The 15,776-nt window shown below is 72.9% G+C and carries 14 protein-coding genes and 1 pseudogene; 9 read left to right on the top strand and 6 right to left on the bottom strand.

What is annotated here, in order from left to right:
- Positions 1-50: 50 nt before the first annotated feature.
- Entirely contained in the window at positions 51-2,591 is a 2,541-nt protein-coding gene (locus GGE06_RS11590) for a DUF4118 domain-containing protein (RefSeq protein WP_184930750.1), read from the top strand.
- 30 nt (positions 2,592-2,621) lie between these two features.
- Here GGE06_RS11590 and GGE06_RS43400 read toward each other — a convergent pair whose 3' ends face one another.
- Positions 2,622-3,473: an alpha/beta fold hydrolase gene (locus GGE06_RS43400; RefSeq protein WP_116162789.1), complete on the bottom strand. Its 852-nt coding sequence runs from the start codon at positions 3,471-3,473 to the stop codon at positions 2,622-2,624.
- Positions 3,474-3,684: 211 nt separating this feature from the next.
- Positions 3,685-4,524 (bottom strand): slipin family protein, encoded by an 840-nt coding sequence (locus GGE06_RS11580; RefSeq protein WP_116162791.1) that lies wholly within the window; start codon positions 4,522-4,524, stop codon positions 3,685-3,687.
- Positions 4,525-4,655: 131 nt separating this feature from the next.
- Between GGE06_RS11580 and GGE06_RS11575 the strand changes: the two genes are divergently transcribed.
- Both GGE06_RS11575 and GGE06_RS11570 read left to right on the top strand, forming a co-directional pair.
- A complete protein-coding gene (locus GGE06_RS11575; protein WP_312883104.1) occupies positions 4,656-6,569 on the top strand; it encodes an NAD-binding protein in 1,914 nt (637 codons plus the stop codon).
- A gap of 400 nt (positions 6,570-6,969) precedes the next feature.
- Positions 6,970-8,028, top strand: a complete 1,059-nt coding sequence (locus GGE06_RS11570) for a magnesium and cobalt transport protein CorA (protein ID WP_116162795.1) — start codon at positions 6,970-6,972, stop codon at positions 8,026-8,028.
- A gap of 142 nt (positions 8,029-8,170) precedes the next feature.
- On the opposite strand, the pseudogene pspAB (GGE06_RS11565) reads toward GGE06_RS11570, so the two are convergent.
- Positions 8,171-8,350 (bottom strand): annotated as a pseudogene (gene pspAB, locus GGE06_RS11565) (PspA-associated protein PspAB); the annotation flags it as partial.
- 71 nt (positions 8,351-8,421) lie between these two features.
- Between pspAB (GGE06_RS11565) and GGE06_RS11560 the strand changes: the two are divergent.
- Complete coding sequence (locus GGE06_RS11560; RefSeq protein ID WP_246532485.1) at positions 8,422-8,880, top strand: PH domain-containing protein; 459 nt, start codon at positions 8,422-8,424, stop codon at positions 8,878-8,880.
- Between the two features lie 68 nt (positions 8,881-8,948).
- Here GGE06_RS11560 and pspAB (GGE06_RS11555) read toward each other — a convergent pair whose 3' ends face one another.
- The 3 genes from pspAB (GGE06_RS11555) to GGE06_RS11545 form a co-directional block, all read right to left on the bottom strand.
- Complete coding sequence (gene pspAB / locus GGE06_RS11555) at positions 8,949-9,593, bottom strand: PspA-associated protein PspAB (RefSeq protein WP_184930749.1); 645 nt, start codon at positions 9,591-9,593, stop codon at positions 8,949-8,951.
- Between the two features lie 5 nt (positions 9,594-9,598).
- The gene (htpX, locus tag GGE06_RS11550; RefSeq protein WP_116162797.1) at positions 9,599-10,516 is read right to left on the bottom strand and encodes a zinc metalloprotease HtpX; all 918 of its coding nucleotides are present in this window, start codon (positions 10,514-10,516) and stop codon (positions 9,599-9,601) included.
- 273 nt (positions 10,517-10,789) lie between these two features.
- Positions 10,790-11,608: a dienelactone hydrolase family protein gene (locus GGE06_RS11545; RefSeq protein ID WP_116162799.1), complete on the bottom strand. Its 819-nt coding sequence runs from the start codon at positions 11,606-11,608 to the stop codon at positions 10,790-10,792.
- A gap of 74 nt (positions 11,609-11,682) precedes the next feature.
- On the opposite strand from GGE06_RS11545, the gene GGE06_RS11540 reads away from it, so the two are divergent.
- From GGE06_RS11540 to GGE06_RS11520, 5 genes are all read left to right on the top strand, one after another.
- Complete coding sequence (locus GGE06_RS11540) at positions 11,683-12,666, top strand: GlxA family transcriptional regulator (protein WP_116162801.1); 984 nt, start codon at positions 11,683-11,685, stop codon at positions 12,664-12,666.
- Positions 12,667-12,730: 64 nt separating this feature from the next.
- Positions 12,731-13,513 (top strand): SAM-dependent methyltransferase, encoded by a 783-nt coding sequence (locus GGE06_RS11535; RefSeq protein ID WP_184930748.1) that lies wholly within the window; start codon positions 12,731-12,733, stop codon positions 13,511-13,513.
- A gap of 194 nt (positions 13,514-13,707) precedes the next feature.
- Positions 13,708-14,595, top strand: coding sequence for a metallophosphoesterase family protein (locus GGE06_RS11530; RefSeq protein ID WP_184930747.1), 888 nt, complete (start codon positions 13,708-13,710; stop codon positions 14,593-14,595).
- A complete protein-coding gene (locus tag GGE06_RS11525; RefSeq protein WP_312883102.1) occupies positions 14,592-15,260 on the top strand; it encodes a 4'-phosphopantetheinyl transferase family protein in 669 nt (222 codons plus the stop codon). The genes GGE06_RS11530 and GGE06_RS11525 overlap by 4 nt, the downstream gene beginning before the upstream one ends.
- A gap of 99 nt (positions 15,261-15,359) precedes the next feature.
- Complete coding sequence (locus GGE06_RS11520; RefSeq protein WP_116162809.1) at positions 15,360-15,776, top strand: BlaI/MecI/CopY family transcriptional regulator; 417 nt, start codon at positions 15,360-15,362, stop codon at positions 15,774-15,776.

The following is a 15,776-nucleotide window of genomic DNA, read 5'->3' as shown; positions in this document are numbered from 1 at the left end:
CCCGCCCGCACACGTACACGCCCTGTCCGACATCGACGAGAAACGACACCATGGGACGCGGAAAGCTTCGTATCTATCTCGGCGCGGCACCGGGCGTCGGCAAGACGTACTCGATGCTCTCGGAGGCCCACCGACGGGTGGAGCGCGGCACCGACTGCGTCGTCGCCTTCGTCGAGCACCACAGCCGGCCGCGTACGGAGGTGATGCTGCACGGCCTGGAGACGGTGCCGCGCAAGGAGATCGCGTACCGGGACACGGTCTTCACCGAGATGGACGTGGACGCGGTCCTCGCCCGGAAGCCCGCCGTCGTGCTCGTGGACGAGCTGGCCCACAGCAACATCCCCGGCTCGCGGAACGCCAAGCGCTGGCAGGACGTCGAGGAACTGCTCGCGGCCGGCATCGACGTCGTCTCCACGGTCAACATCCAGCACCTGGAGTCGCTCGGCGACGTCGTCGAGTCGATCACCGGGGTACGTCAGCGGGAGACCGTCCCGGACGAGGTGGTGCGCCGTGCCGACCAGATAGAACTGGTCGACATGTCGCCGCAGGCCCTGCGACGGCGCATGGCCCACGGCAACGTCTACAAGCCGGACAAGGTCGACGCGGCCCTCTCCAACTACTTCCGCCTCGGCAATCTCACCGCCCTACGTGAACTGGCCCTGCTCTGGACCGCCGACCGGGTCGACGAGTACCTCCAGGAGTACCGCACCGAACACCGGGTCTCGAAGATCTGGGGCTCCCGGGAGCGGATCGTGGTGGGTCTGACCGGCGGCCCCGAGGGGCGCACCCTGATCCGGCGTGCCGTCCGGCTCGCAGAGAAGGGTGCGGGCGGCGAGGTCCTGGCCGTCTACATCGCCCGCAGCGACGGCCTCACCGCCGCCTCCCCGAAGGAGCTGGCGGTCCAGCGGACCCTCGTCGAGGACCTCGGCGGGACGTTCCACCACGTGGTGGGCGACGACGTCTCCACCGGACTCCTGGAGTTCGCGCGCGGGGTCAACGCCACCCAGATCGTCCTCGGCGTCAGCCGCCGCCGCTCCTGGCAGTACGCCTTCAGCCCCGGTGTCAGCGCCACCGTCGCCCGCGAGTCGGGGCCCGACCTCGACGTCCACATCGTCACCCACGACGAGGCGGCGAAGGGCCGCAACCTGCCCGCGGCGCGTCGCGCGAAACTGGGCCGGTCCCGCACCGTCTGGGGCTGGCTCGTCGGCCTCGCAGGACCGGTGCTGCTCACCCTGCTGCTCGGCGTCACCCCCGAGATCGGGCTCGCCAACGACGTCCTGCTCTTCCTCACCCTCACCGTGGCCGCCGCACTCCTCGGCGGCCTGCGCCCGGCACTGGCCTCATCGGCCGCCGGATCGGTGCTGCTCAACTACTACTTCACCCCGCCGATCCACGAACTCACCATCGCCGACCCGGAGAACATCGTCGCCCTGGTCGTCTTCGTGGGCGTGGCGATCTCCGTCGCCTCCGTGGTCGACCTGGCCGCCCGCCGCACCCACCAGGCCGCCCGGCTGCGCGCCGAGGCGGAGACGCTCTCCTTCCTCGCGGGCAGCGTGCTGCGCGGCGAGACGGGCCTGGACGCGCTGCTCGAACGGCTCCGGGAGACCTTCGCCATGGAGTCCGTCGCGCTCCTGGAGCGCAGCGACGACACCGAGCCGTGGACGTGTGTCGCGGTCGTCGGCCCCGGCCGCCCGGTCGGCCGGCCCGAGGACGCCGACGTCGACATGCCGGTCGGCGACCACCTGGCGCTCGCCCTGACCGGCCGCGTCCTGCCGGGAGAGGACCGGCGCGTGCTCGGCGCGTTCGCCGCGCAGGCCGCGGTCGTCCTCGACCGGCAGCGTCTCGTCGACGAGGCGGAGGAAGCCCGCCGACAGGCCGAGGGCAACAAGATCCGCACCTCTCTGCTCGCCGCCGTCAGCCACGACCTGCGCACGCCGCTCGCCGGCATCAAGGCGTCCGTCTCCTCGCTTCGCTCCGACGACGTCGACTGGTCGGAGGAGGACCGCGCCGAACTCCTCGCCAACGTCGAGGAGGGCGCCGACCGGCTCGACCACCTCGTCGGCAACCTCCTGGACGTCTCACGCCTGGAGACCGGGACCGTGACGGCAGTGCTCCGGCAGACCGGCCTCGACGAGGTCGTCCCGATGGCACTCGTGGGCGTGCCCGACGACAGCGTCGAGCTCGACATCCCCGAGACCCTGCCCATGGTCGTCGTCGACCGCGGTCTGCTGGAGCGGGCCGTCGCCAACATCGTCGAGAACGCGGTGAAGTACAGCCCCGCCGGCACACCGGTCCTCGTCGCCGCCAGCGCCCTCGCCGACCGCGTCGAGCTCCGCGTCGTCGACCGGGGCCCCGGCGTCCCCGACGAGGCCAAGGACCGCATCTTCGGTGCCTTCCAGCGGTACGGCGACGCCCCGCGCGGCGCGGGAGTCGGCCTCGGCCTCGCGGTCGCCCGCGGCTTCGTCGAGGCCATGGGCGGCACGGTCACGGCGGAGGACACGCCCGGAGGCGGCCTGACCATGACCATCGGCCTCCGCATGGAGGAGGGCGCTCCGCCGTTCCACCCCGACACGACGACCGGGACGACGTGACCGCGCGGCAGCCGCGACCCCGGACGTCGGCTACGTGGCGGACCGGCCCGGGTCCTCCAACAAGGCGGACAGGAATTCGGGGCGCTCCTCGACCACGAGGTGCCCGGCGTCGGAGACCACACCCAGCTCGGCGCCGAGCGTGCCGCGCACCGCTGTGGCGAGCCGCCTGGGCGGGAGGAAGACGTCGTGCTCGCCGGTGACGACCAGGCGGGGGACCGGGCGCGCGGGCAGGACGGCCGTGCCGGGTGCTCCGCTGGAGCGCGCGTGCCGGGCGACCAGCGTCATCCAGTCCACCAGCTCCTCGCGCGGTCGACGGCCCGGGGCGAGCATGGCGCGCAGGAGCCGGGCGCTGTGCGTCGGTCGGGGCCGCAGGAACCAGGCCGCGGAGGCGGCCAGTACCGCGGGGGTCAGCCTCAGGCGGGCCAGTCCGCCCGGCGAGACCAGCACGAGCCGGCTGATCCTGGGCGAGTCGGCGGACAGGGCCATCGCGGCACCGAAGGAGTGGCCCATCACCGCCACCGGCTCGGGCGAGACCTTCTCGATCACCTCGCCCAGCCATGCCCCGTACCAGGACAACCGGCCACCGGAGAGCGCTCGTTCGCCGGAGCTGAGGCCGGGCTGGCCCGGGACGTCCAGCAGGAGGACCCGGTGTCCGGCGGCGACCAGGGCCGTGGCGAGCGGCAGGGACGCGGCGGCGTTGAAGTTGGTGCCGGGAACGAACACGACGGTCGTAGGGCCGTCCCCGGCGAGGACCACGTGCGTGCGCGCGCCGTTGGCGGTCACCGTCGTCCGCTCGTGCGGTACCGCCCATGCGTCGAGCCGGTCGTGGCACCAGCGCCGGATCTGCTCCCTGCCCGTCGTACTGCGGTAGATCGAGTCCACAGGTCGAGTATCGCGCTTTCCGCGGACGGCGACGTGGGAACGGGCGGACGGGGTGGGCGAGTTGTGGCGCCTGCCGGGCCCCGTGCGGAGCCCCGGGCGGCGCGTGCCGCTCCCGGACCCCGGGGCGGCGCGGATCCGCCCCCGTGCGGTGCCCCGGGGCGGCGCGTGCCGCTCCCGTGCGGTGCCCCGGGGCGGATCCGGCCGCAGTCCGTCAGGAGGCGTCCGCCGGGTCGGGCTGCTCGGGCACGGTGCCCTTCGGAGTCTCCGGCGCCGGCGTAGGAGCGGCGTCGAGGTTGCGGGCCGCCCGGTCGAAGTAGCGGAGCAGTTCCACCGGGAAGGGCATCACGAGCGTGGAGTTCTTCTCCGCCGCCACCTCGACGACGGTCTGCAGCAGCCGCAGCTGCATCGCCTCGGGGGTGTCGGACATGATCCGCGAGGCGTTGGCGAGCTGCTGGGCCGCCTGGAACTCGCCGTCCGCGGTGATCACCCGGGCCCGCCGTTCGCGCTCCGCCTCGGCCTGCCGGGACATCGACCGCTTCAGCGACTCCGGCAGTTGCACGTCCTTGATCTCGACCCGGTCGATGTGGACGCCCCAGCCGGCCGCCGGGCTGTCGATCATCAACGCGAGCCCTTCGTGCAGCCGCTCCCGGTCGGACAGGAGGTCGTCCAGATCGCTCTTGCCGATGATGGAACGCAGCGACGACTGCGCGACCTGGCCGACGGCGAAGGCGTAGTCCTGCACCTCGATCGCGGCACGGGCGGGATCCGTGACCCGGTAGTAGACGACCGCGTCGACCTTGACCGACACGTTGTCCCGGGTGATGCCCTCCTGCGTCGGGATCGGCAGCGTCGCGACCTGCACGTTCACCTTCCGCATGCGGTCCGCGACCGGGATCAGGAAGGTGATGCCCGGCTGCCGATGGCCGGGCAGCGCCTTCCCGAAGCGGAACACCACCCCCCGCTCGACCTCGTTGATCACACGCATCCCGCTGCGCAACAGCAACAGGAGGAAGACCACCACGACGACGACTCCGACCACTGCGCTCTCCATGGCGCCCTCCTTCGTGAAACCTGTCCGGCATGGGTGAGGACGGCCGGGAGGAACCGACGGATGCGTTCCCCGCGTCAGGAACACGTCAAATCTTCGGCGTCTGCCCGGGGCGAAGAGCAGTCTTGGCTCACGTGACGCCAACCATCCATCTACGCCTGCCACTCGGGCAGCGCTCCCAGCACATGGTGATCTGCGGGGACGACGGTCTCGCCCACCGGCTCGCCGTCGAGCTCGACGCGGTCTGCGGCGAGACGGTGACCGTGGTCCTGCCCTCGCGGCGCGATGTGTACGGGGCGGAGGTCGCCGACCTGCACCGCGACCCACGTTCGCCGGTCGAGCTGCTGGTGTCGGCGAGGCCGGACGAACAGACCCTGCGCGCGGCCGGGATCGAGCGCGCCGCCGCCCTCGCGCTGACGTACGGCGACGACCAGGTCAACGTGACCGCCGCGCTCCTCGCGCGCAGCCTCAACCCGTCCATACGCCTGGTCATCCGCATGTACAACCGCGAGCGCGGGCGCCATCTGGAACGGCTCCTCGACCGGGCCGCCGAGGTCGGGGGACAGGCGGACGACGCGTCCCTGGACACCTCGACCACCGTCCTCTCCGACACCGACACCGCCGTTCCGGAGCTCGTCTCGGCCGCCGCCGTCGGACAGGGCCACACGCTCCAGGTCGAGGGCAAGGTCTTCCGAGGCGTCGTACGCCCGGCGGGGGCACCCGGCCGGCCCACCGATCTGGCCACCCTGGCCGTGCTGTCCGGGGCGCACCAGGACGACCCGGCGAGCGAGGACAGCGCGGAGACCCCCGGAGAGGACGGCACCCAGCTGTTGCCGGACACCCGTACCTCCTACCACCGCCAGTTCACCCACGGCCGGCTCATGCTCGAAGAGGTCACCCATCACCATGACCCGGAGGCCCCGAAGGCCTCCCGCGGCTACCGGGACCTGCTGCTCGGCCACCTGACGCACCTGCCGTGGAAGGTCTTCTTCTCCAAGGAGGTCATCGCCGTCTTCGGGGCGCTGGCCGCCATCGTCGTCCTGCTCTCCGCCGCGACCGCGTTCGTCCTGGACGGCCCGCTGTGGAAGGACGTGTACCTGCCGCTGCTCGACATCTTCACCATGGGGGACCCGGCGACCGACGAGGAGCCGGCCCGCCGGATCCTCCAGCTCGTCGCGGGCTTCGTCGGCCTCGCGATCCTCCCGCTCGTCGTGGCCGCCACCATGAACGCCACCGAGGCCTTCCGCAGCGCCTCCGCGAACCACCCGCCGTCCGCGGACCTGAGCGACCACATCGTGCTGGTCGGACTCGGCAAGATCGGCACGCGGGTCCTGGCCCGGCTCGGTACGACCGACCACAAGATCGTGGCCGTCGAGCGGGACCCGCACGCCCGCGGGGTCCATCTCGCCCGCGAGCTCGGGATACCGCTGCTCCTGGAGGACGCCACCGCGCCCGGCGTCCTCGACCGGGCCCGTGTCGGACAGAGCAAGTCCCTGCTCGTCCTGACCCGGGAGGACAGCGAGAACCTGGACATCGTCATGGCCGCCAGGGAGGCCAACCCGGGCATCAGGGTGGTGATGCGGCTGTACGACGACGACTTCGCGGCCACCGTCTCGCGGACCATGCGCGCCTCGTACCCCGATGCCCTGACCCGCAGCCGGAGCGTGTCCGCGCTGGCCGCCCCGTCCTTCGCCGCCGCGATGATGGGGCGGCACGTGCTGGGGGTGATGCCGGTCGAGCGGGGCTCGCTGCTGTTCACCGTGGTCGACGTCGCCGGCCACCCGGAGCTGGAGGGCCGCTCGATCCACGCCGCGTTCCGCGAGAACGAGTGGCGCGTCCTGGCGGTCGGCGCCGCGGACGCCCGGTTCTCCTCGTCCTCGATGGACACGCTGGCAGGGCTGCGGCTCGACCGGCCGGGCCTCGACTGGCACCCGCCGCACGGGCGGATCCTGCGCGCGGGGGACCGGGCGGTCCTGGCGACGACCCGGCGGGGCCTCGACGTCCTGATGACCGGGGTGCAGCCGCACCCGCCGGAGCGAAGGCACTGAAGACGGCCTTGGCCTTTCTCGCCGTCGACCTCGCCGGCCGGCCGCCGCAGGGCGACGACCCCGTACTCCGGCGACAGGGCCAGGACCGCCCACAGGACGGCGCGTACGGCGCTGAGTGTTCCGTACGCCGCGTCGGCGACGAGCAGCAGAGCCAGGAGGCCCGCAGCCCGGCAACCCGCGTACCGGAGGTCTCCGGCCCCCTACCGGTCGGGTGCGGGTATCCGGCACCCGCAGCCGCTTGACCCGGTACTCCTCCGTCCCGTGCGGCCGCGCGGACCGCGCTCCGGTCGAGCGTGCGGCCGTCGGGAGCGGACCATGGGAGGTGAGGCCGGTGCGGCGTGTGGTGCCGTCGGTGGGCGAGGGGCGGTGTGCGTCGGCCGGGCGTGAGGAGGAGGCGGCCATGATCGTCGACTGTGCACACTACCGGGACGGGCGTCGGCAGCACGAGGGTGCGATGCCCCTGGAGCAGGCGGCCGCGCACTGCAAGCTGGGCGGGTTCGTCTGGCTGGGCGTCTTCGAACCCGGTCCCGAGGAGTTGACCCGGGTCCGTGAGGTCTTCGGACTGCACGAGCTCGCCGTCGAGGACGCGCGGACCTTCCACCTGCGGCCGAAGGCCGAGCAGTACGAGGACGGCACCGAGCTGATCATCCTGCGCACGGCACGCTACGACGACGAGCGCGAGGAGATCGACACCGGCGAGATCAGCATCTTCCTCGCCGAACACTTCGTGATCACCGTGCGCCAGGGCATCGCGAGCGAGCTGCACGGAGCCCGGAGCCGACTCGAGAGCCGTCCCGAACTCCTGAAGACCGGCAGCGCCTCCACGCTCTGGGCCATCTTCGACCAGGTGGTCGACAGCTACGCGCCGGTCGTCGAGGAGCTCGAACGCGACATCGAGCAGATCGAGGCCACCGTGTTCTCCGGGGCCGTGGCCCCGACGCAGCGCATCTACTCCCTGCGCCGCGAGGCGACCGACTTCTACCGCGCCGTACACCCGCTGCTCGCCGTGCTCGGACGGCGCCTGCAGCCCGGCAAGTCGCCGCCCGCGCTCCTGCCGTACATCCGCGACGTGCACGACCACCTGCTGCTCGTCAACGAGGAGGTCTCCGCACAACGCGACCTCCTCGCCACCGTCCTGGAGGCGAACATCGCGGTGATCTCCGTCGAGCAGAACAAGATCAACCTTCGGCAGAGCGCCACGATGGAGCGCCTCACCATCCTCGCCAGCGTGTTCCTCCCGCTGTCCTTCGTGGTCGGCTTCTTCGGGCAGAACTTCGACTGGCTCGTCTCCCACATCACCAGCCTCGCGGCCTTCCTCGTCCTCACCATCGCCGGAATGCTGCTGCCGTGCCTGATGCTCTACGCATGGCTGCGCCGACGGAGCCGCGCCCTTCCGCCGGCGCCGACGACGGAGGCGACCAGCACCGTCCGGCGCGGAGCGGAGGCCCCCACGGAGTGAGGGCGCCACGGACCCCGGACGCCCGGTCGACCGACAGCGGCGCGCCCGGGCCGGGTGCCGAGGCCCGCGCGCCGACGGCGCTCCCGTCCAGCTCCCCCTCCACGTGGGTCCCTGACGCCGGTTCATGGGAGGGCCCGCACGCTCACCGCTGCCCGTCGGACCCGCCGAGCCCCGGCGCGCCCCAGACCGGGAACCAGCGCTCCATGTCGGGTTCCAAGGCGAGATCGCCCGCGAGGAGGCCCCTGACCTCCAGTTCGAGGGCGTTGTCGCGGGTCTCGGCCCGGTCCGCGCGCGGGGCGAAGGGGTAGAAGGTGCCGGGTTTCAATCAGGTAGACAGCCCTTCGAGGGGTTCCCCTTTGTGTTTGGTCAGGCTGTGTGGCTCACAATGCGGCCATGGATGACCAGGGTGGGGACTCGGTGTCGGTGTGGCGGGTGGGTGGGGCGGCTCGCGTGGCGGGCTATGCGATCCCGGCCGTTGTGGGGGTGAAGGCGCTCTTCGGTTGGGCAGGGTGGGCCTCCTCGCCGGGAGCAGAGACGGCACGGCTGGCCGGGCTGTGGACGGGGCTGGCCGTCGGCGTCGCGTTGTTCTTCTGGTGGGCGATTCTCAGGGTCCGGCTTCAGGTCGGTCCTGACGGGATCGTGGCGGTCAATCCGTGGGGGACCCACCGCCTGGGGCTGGACGAGGTGACCTCGGTGCGGCTGGGTGCGTGGGGTGCGGAGTTCCATCACGGAGACGGCTTCAAGACCACGGCCTATGCGCTGAGCGAGCTGGCAGCGGGAACCTCGCAGGACCGGCGCTTCGCGGAGCTGTTGGCTGTTCTGGAGGCGGACCCTGATTCCTCGCCGCGGTGACGCCTGACAGAGACGACGGTCAGGGGCCGGCCGGTCGCGGCTCGCAGAAGATGCCGCGTAACGAGGGCTCAGCCGGCCAGTCCCGGCGCGTCCCATAGCGGGAACCAGCGCTCCAGGTCCTCCTCGATCCGCAGGTCGTTCTTCAGCAGACCAGCCACCTGTAGCTCCAGCGCGTTATCGCGTTTGTGCTGGTCAGGCAGTGTACATAGCGGATAGAACGTGCCGCGCTTGTAGAGGTAGACGAGGGCGAGGTCGCGGGTCCGGTCCGTGCCGCTTCCCGCGCCGCCTTCCGGGGCGTGGAACGCGGTCAGGGAGCAGAGGAGGTTCGGGCCGAAGCCGGCCTCCTCCAGGAGCGCGTTGACCGCGTGCAGGTCGTTGACCAGCGTGATCAGGTCCTCGGCGGGACGCCGGACGGTGAGCCACGTGTAGCCGTACGCGTCCGAGGTGTACGTCACGGGCGACGCCCCCGGCCCGGCACCCGCACCCGGACCGGGATCGGCCGACGCCTCGACGTCGAGGAGGTCCCGTACATCGCCCTTCAGACGCGCGAACGCACCGCCCTCCACCGCGGCGAAGCACACCGCCCCGGCGCCGGTCGGCACGAAGCCCGTGCCCGCCTGCAGGGTCAGCGCGGCGGCCGGGAGTCCGAAGAGCCGGTCCAGATCGGGCCGCACCGGCCGGCTGCGCCCGAGGATGCTGTCGAGGAGTCCCACCGCCGTCACGCCTCACCCAGCCGCGCCGAGATCCGCGCGAGCTGTTCGAGCCGCTGCTCCAGAGTGGGGTGGGTGGAGAGCAGCCGGCTCAGGCTCTCCTTGGACGAGAAGGCGGGAGCGAACCAGAACGCGTTGTACGGCTCCGCCTTGCGCAGGTCCTTCGTCGGGATCCGGGCCATCTCCCCGCTCACCTTGGTGAGTGCGGACGCGAGCGCCGAGGGGCGGCCGGTGAGGAGCGCGGCGGCACGGTCGGCGGCCAGTTCGCGGTAGCGGGACAGCACCCGGGTCAGCAGGAAGCTGACGACGTAGACGGCGGCGCTGACCACGGGCACGAGGATCACGGCGACGCCCATGGTGCTGTCCCGGCTGCGGCCGAGACCGCTGTACAGCGCGACCCGCGTCATCATTCCCGCGAGCACCCCCAGGAACGACGCGATGGTCATGACCGCCACGTCCCGGTGCGCCACGTGCGACATCTCGTGCGCGAGCACGCCCTCCAGCTCCTCCGGCTCGAGGCGCCGCAGCAGACCGGTCGTGACGCAGACCAGCGCGGTCTTCTCGCCGCGGCCGGTGGCGAACGCGTTCGGCACGTCGCTCTCGGCGATCGCGACCTTCGGCTTCGGCATGTCGGCCAGGGCGCAGATCCGGTCCACGGTGCCGTGCAGTTCGGGCGCCTGCTCGCGCGTCACCTCGCGCGCCCCCATGCCCAGCGCGGCGATCCGGTCGCTGAACCAGAACTGCCCGACGAACAGCGCGCCCGTGATCAGCAGGATGACGGGCCAGGACCCGCGCATCAGCACCAGCAGGACGCCGACGAAGACCACGTACAGGAGGCCGATCAGGAACATCGTCGTCGCCATGCGGGTCGCGAGCCCCCGGTCGGGGGCGTAGCGCGAGCGGGACGAGGACCGAGTACCGGACATCCGCGCACCCTCTTCCACGAGTGGGCGGAACGGCCCCTGCCCCGGGCCGGGGCAAGCCCTCCGCCCCCTCCTGCCAGTGTGCTCCCCCGCACGGGAGAACGGGCGCGGGGCGGGCGTGCCCGGCGGGGACCCGGGCTTTCGGCGGCCGTGCGTGCGCGGCGGACGCCTTTGCGTGACCGTTCGCGGGGGAGCACATGACGCGGCACGGCGTCGGCGCGGGCATCGGCGCGGAGCGCCCGGACGGGCCGGCCGCGGTGCGTGCCGACGTCCCCGTCAGCCGGTCGCGGGGTGCAGGCGGTCGCCCAGGAAGGCCAGGATCTCGTCCCGGGCCCGGACGGTGGGGTGGCCGGCCTCGTCGACCAGGTGGGCGGTGACGACGCTGTGCGGCGTACCGACCGTCTCGGCGAAGAACGGCGGGGGAGCGGGGTTCGCGGCACTGTCCGGGAGGACCCGGCCGTCGAAGGCGTCGCCGAGCAGCGCGCGGTACGCCGCGAACCGTCGGCCCGTGCACCAGCGGTCGCCCTCGAAGCGGTACGAGAGGACGGTCAGCCCGTCGCGGGCCACCCGCTCCTGGATCGCGCGCGCGTCCGCCTCGTCGAGTTCGAGTCCGCCGGGGTCGTCGAGGGGCAGGGAGGGGTGGTTGACCACGGGCGCGATCACGGCCGGTTCCAGGGCCATCGTCAGGGCGAAGTTGCCGGTGAAGCACAGGCCGATCGCGCCGACGCCCGGGCCGCCGCACTCGGCGTGCGCCCGGCGCGCCAGACCGCGCAGCCACGCCGCGACCGGGCTCGTACCGCCCCCGGCGAACGCCCGGAACTCCGCGCTGACGCACGCCCGCCGGATCACCTCCTGGCCGCCCTCCACCGTGGGGAAGGCGCCGTCGGTCCCGAAGAGGGAGGGCACGAGGACGGTGAAGCCGGCGTCCCGCACCCAGCGCGCGAGGCGCAGCACGTCGGGACTGATGCCGGGCATCTCGGGCAGGACGACGACGGCGGGCCCGGAACCGGCGGTGTGGACGGTCTTCACCACGCCGTCCACGTCGATGAGCCGAGGGGTGAAGTCGTCGAGGGGATCGTCGGCGGAAGGAGTCATGGGCACAGCCTGGCCCGCCGCCGAGAGCCCGGGGGAGGGGCGAGATCGCCACAGGCACCGGTAATCTCGCCACCATGAGTGCGCTGCGCGTCGGTGTCCTGGCGTATCCGGGCTGCTTCGCGTCCGAAGTCTTCGGCGTCCCCGACCTGTTGACGATGGCCGGACACATCGCGGGGCCCGACGGCCCCGGGTACCAGGTGGCGATCGTCTCGCCGCGCCGCCGGGTCACCGCCTCCGGCGGCGCGCGGCTCGACGTCGGTCCCCTCCGCGAGGTCGACGTCCTCGTCGTCCCGGGCTTCGAACTGCTCCTCGACGCCGACCTGGACGAGCGGCTCGGCGCGCTCGGCCCCGAGATCGCCGCGATCCGCGCGCAGTTCGCCGCCGGCACCGCCGTCGTCTCCCTCTGCGTCGGCGCGTTCCTGCTCGCCGAAGCCGGACTCCTCGACGGGCGGCGCGCCACGACGTCCTGGCTCCAGGCGGACGCGCTGGCCCGCCGCCGCCCGGCCGTCGACGTCCGGCCCGAAGAACTCGTCGTCACCGACACGGGGGTGACGACCACGGCCGCCTTCAGCGCCATGTACGACTTCGCGCTCGACCTGATCCGCCGCCACGGCGGGCCCCGCGTGGCCCGCGCCACCGCCCGCCTCGCCCTCGTCGACGACGCGCGCACCTCCCAGACCCCGTACGTCGACGCCCGGCTCCTCCCGCAGCCCGGCCACGCGTTCTCCGAGCGGGTCATGCGCCATCTCGACCAGCACCTCGCCGACCGCTACGACCTCTCAGCCCTCGCCGCGGCCTTCGGCGTCAGCACCAGGACCCTGCTGCGCCGTTTCTCCGCCGAGACCGGCCGCACCCCGCTCGCCCACCTCCAGTCCTCCCGCGTCCGCCGCGCCCGCCACCTCCTGGAGACCACCGACCGCACCGTCGCCGCCGTCGCGAGCTCCGTCGGCTACCGCGACCCCGGCACCTTCACCGTCCTCTTCACCCGCCACACGGGCCGGTCCCCGAGCGCCTACCGGGCGGATCTCCGCCGGCGCCGAAAGACAGGCGCCACATGAACAACAGAGGTCAAAGCGACATCCGGACAAGGGAGTTGACTGGGCGCTGGGGTACGTTGACGGCGTGACCGACATCGAATCGCGCATCGACACCTCCCGGCCGCACACCGCCCGGATCTGGAACTACTGGACCGGCGGCAAGGACAACTACCCCGTCGACCGGGAGGCCGGCGACCAGATCCGGGCGCTGCACCCCGGCATCGGGGAGTACGCGAAGGCGGACCGGCTGTTCCTCGGCCGGGCGGTGCGGCACCTGGCCGAACAGGAGGGCATCCGGCAGTTCCTGGACATCGGGACGGGACTGCCGAGCGCCGACAACACCCACGAGGTCGCCCAGCGCGTCGCCCCCGACACGCGCGTCGTCTACGTCGACAACGACCCGCTCGTCCTCGCGCACGCCCGCGCCCTGCTGGTCGGGACGCCCGAGGGCCGCACCGACTACCTCGACGCCGATCTGCGGGACGTCGACACGATCCTGGCCGCCGCGGCGAAGACGCTCGACCTGTCGCAGCCGGTCGCGCTGATGCTGCTGGGGGTCGTCATCTTCATCGAGGACGACGAGGAGTCGTACGCGATCGTCCGCCGGCTCATGGACGCGCTCGCCCCCGGCAGCCACCTCGTCCTGTCCCACACGGTCACGCACCCCGACATGCCGGACGTCGACGCGGCGGTGGCGTTCTGGAACGAGCACGGCACCCCGAAGCTCACCCAGCGCACCCCCGCCGCCGTCGCACGGTACTTCGACGGCCTGGAGCTCCTCGACCCCGGCGTGGTCTCCTGCTCCGCGTGGCGGCCGGAGACGCCGGCGGACGACGTCGCGATGTACGCGGGCGTCGGCCGCAAGTAGCGGGCGGCGCCCCCGCCGAGCCGCACGGGACGTGCCCTCCGCGCGGACCGCGCGAGCGCACGTCGAGGCCCGTCGTCGGGCAGCTCGTCGAGGCCCGCGGTGCCACGGCCGCCCCCGGCCCGCCGGGCGGGAACCGGACACCTGAGCCTTTCGCCGGAGGAATGCCGTGTCCCCGGGCCCGCACCTGGGGCAGGATGCGGCGTGGACGCGTGTGCGCCGGACGAGGAGGAACCGTGGGGGACGGCAAGCTGCTCGCAGTGAGCGACATTCATGTGGCGTACAAGGAGAATCGTTCCATCGTCTCCTCGTTACGACCCGGCTCGGACGAGGACTGGCTGATCGTGGCGGGGGACGTCGGCGAGAAGTTCGCCGACGTGGAGTGGGCCCTGACCCTCCTCGCCGAACGGTTCGCGAAGGTTGTCTGGGCCCCGGGCAACCACGAACTGTGGGCCCACCCCGAGGACCCCTGCGACCTGCGGGGCGAGAAGCGCTACCAGCACCTGGTCGACCTCTGCCGCTCCCTCGGCATCGCGACCCCCGAGGACCCCTACCCCGTGTGGCGGGGCGACGGCGGGCCGGTCACCGTGGCCCCGCTCTTCCTGCTCTACGACTACTCCTTCCGCGACCCCGCCCTCACCGTCGAGGAGTCGCTGCACCGCGCCCGCGAGGCCGGAATCGTCTGCACCGACGAGTACTTCCTGCATCCCGACCCCTACCCGGACAAGGCCGCCTGGTGCCACGCCCGGATCGCCCACACCGAGCGGAGGCTGGCCGCCCTGCCCCCGGACGCGCGCACCGTGCTCGTCAACCACTTCCCGATGACCCGCGAACCGACCCGCATCCTGCGCTACCCCGAGTTCGCCCAGTGGTGCGGCACCGAACGCACCGCGGACTGGCACACCCGGTTCCGCGCGCTCGCCGTCGTCTACGGTCATCTGCACATCCCACGCGTCCTGTGGCAGGACGGCGTCCGCTTCGAGGAGGTCTCCCTCGGCTACCCCCGGGAATGGCGACCGCGCCCGCCCCGGGAACCCCTGCACCAGATCCTGCCGGTCCCGCGGGCCGCGGGAGCGATCCTGTGATCGAGGCGATCCTCCCCCCGGACGTCGTGTCCGTGGCGGCACCGGGAGACCTCCCGGACGACGCCCTGGAGCACGGCGAAGGGCTCTTCCCCGAGGAGGAGGCGCTCATCGCGCGCGCCGTACCCCCTCGGCAGCGCGAGTTCACCACCGGACGGATCTGCGCACGCCGGGCCCTCGCCCGCCTCGGCCTGCCCCCGGCCCCCCTGCTGCGCAACCGGCGGGGCGCCCCCCAGTGGCCCGCCGGCGTGGTCGGCAGCATGACCCACTGCCAGGGCTACCGGGCCGTCGCCGTCGCCCGGACCGGCCACCGGGTGACGATCGGCATCGACGCCGAACCGCACGCGCCGCTGCCGGACGGCGTCCTGGAGGCGATCGCGCTGCCCGGCGAACAGCGGGCCATGGCCGCCCTCGCCCGGCACAGCCCCGGAACCGCCTGGGACCGGCTGCTGTTCAGCGCCAAGGAGTCCGTGTTCAAGGCCTGGTACCCGCTCACCGGAGAGGAGCTCGGCTTCGACGAGGCGGACATCACCCTCGACCCGGACCACGGCACCTTCACCGCCCGCCTGCTGCGCCCCGGCCCCCACGTCGCCGGCCGCCCCCTCACCGGCTTCTCCGGCCGCTGGCTGAGCCGTGCCGACCACGTCGCCACGGCGGTGGTGCTGTGACCGCCCAGCCGGTGGGAGGCGCGGGCGCTCCGCCACCGGTCAGTACGATGGCCGCTGCCCGTGGCGGGCGAGCCGGAGCGGCGGACGGGAGGATGACGCGTGGTGGACCGGAGCAGGGGCGGGGCGGAGCCCGGACCGCGCAGGCGGGGGCAGGGCGAGCTGGAGGCCCAGGTGCTCGGCGTCCTGCGCGGAGCGGCCGAGCCGGTCCCCGTGGCCTGGGTGCAGGAGCGCCTCGGCGGCGGTCTCGCGTACACCACCGTCATCACGATCCTCACCCGGCTGCACGCGAAGGGCGCCGTCGCGCGGGAGCGGGCCGGGCGGTCCTTCGTCTGGACCGCCGTCGCGGACGAGGCCGGGCTCGCCGCGCTGCGCATGCGCAAGGTCCTCGACGCCGAGACCGACCGCGAGGCCGTGCTCGCGAGCTTCGTCACCGCGCTCTCGCCGAACGACGAGCGACTGCTGCGTGAACTCCTGGCCGATGTCCCGGAGGAGGCCCCCGGGGAGGGGGAAGACTGA

Source organism: Streptomyces nymphaeiformis, assembly GCF_014203895.1.
In the GTDB taxonomy this organism is placed as follows: domain Bacteria; phylum Actinomycetota; class Actinomycetes; order Streptomycetales; family Streptomycetaceae; genus Streptomyces; species Streptomyces nymphaeiformis.
Note: the sequence above shows the minus strand (reverse complement) of the source record. Positions and strands in the feature narration are given on the sequence as shown.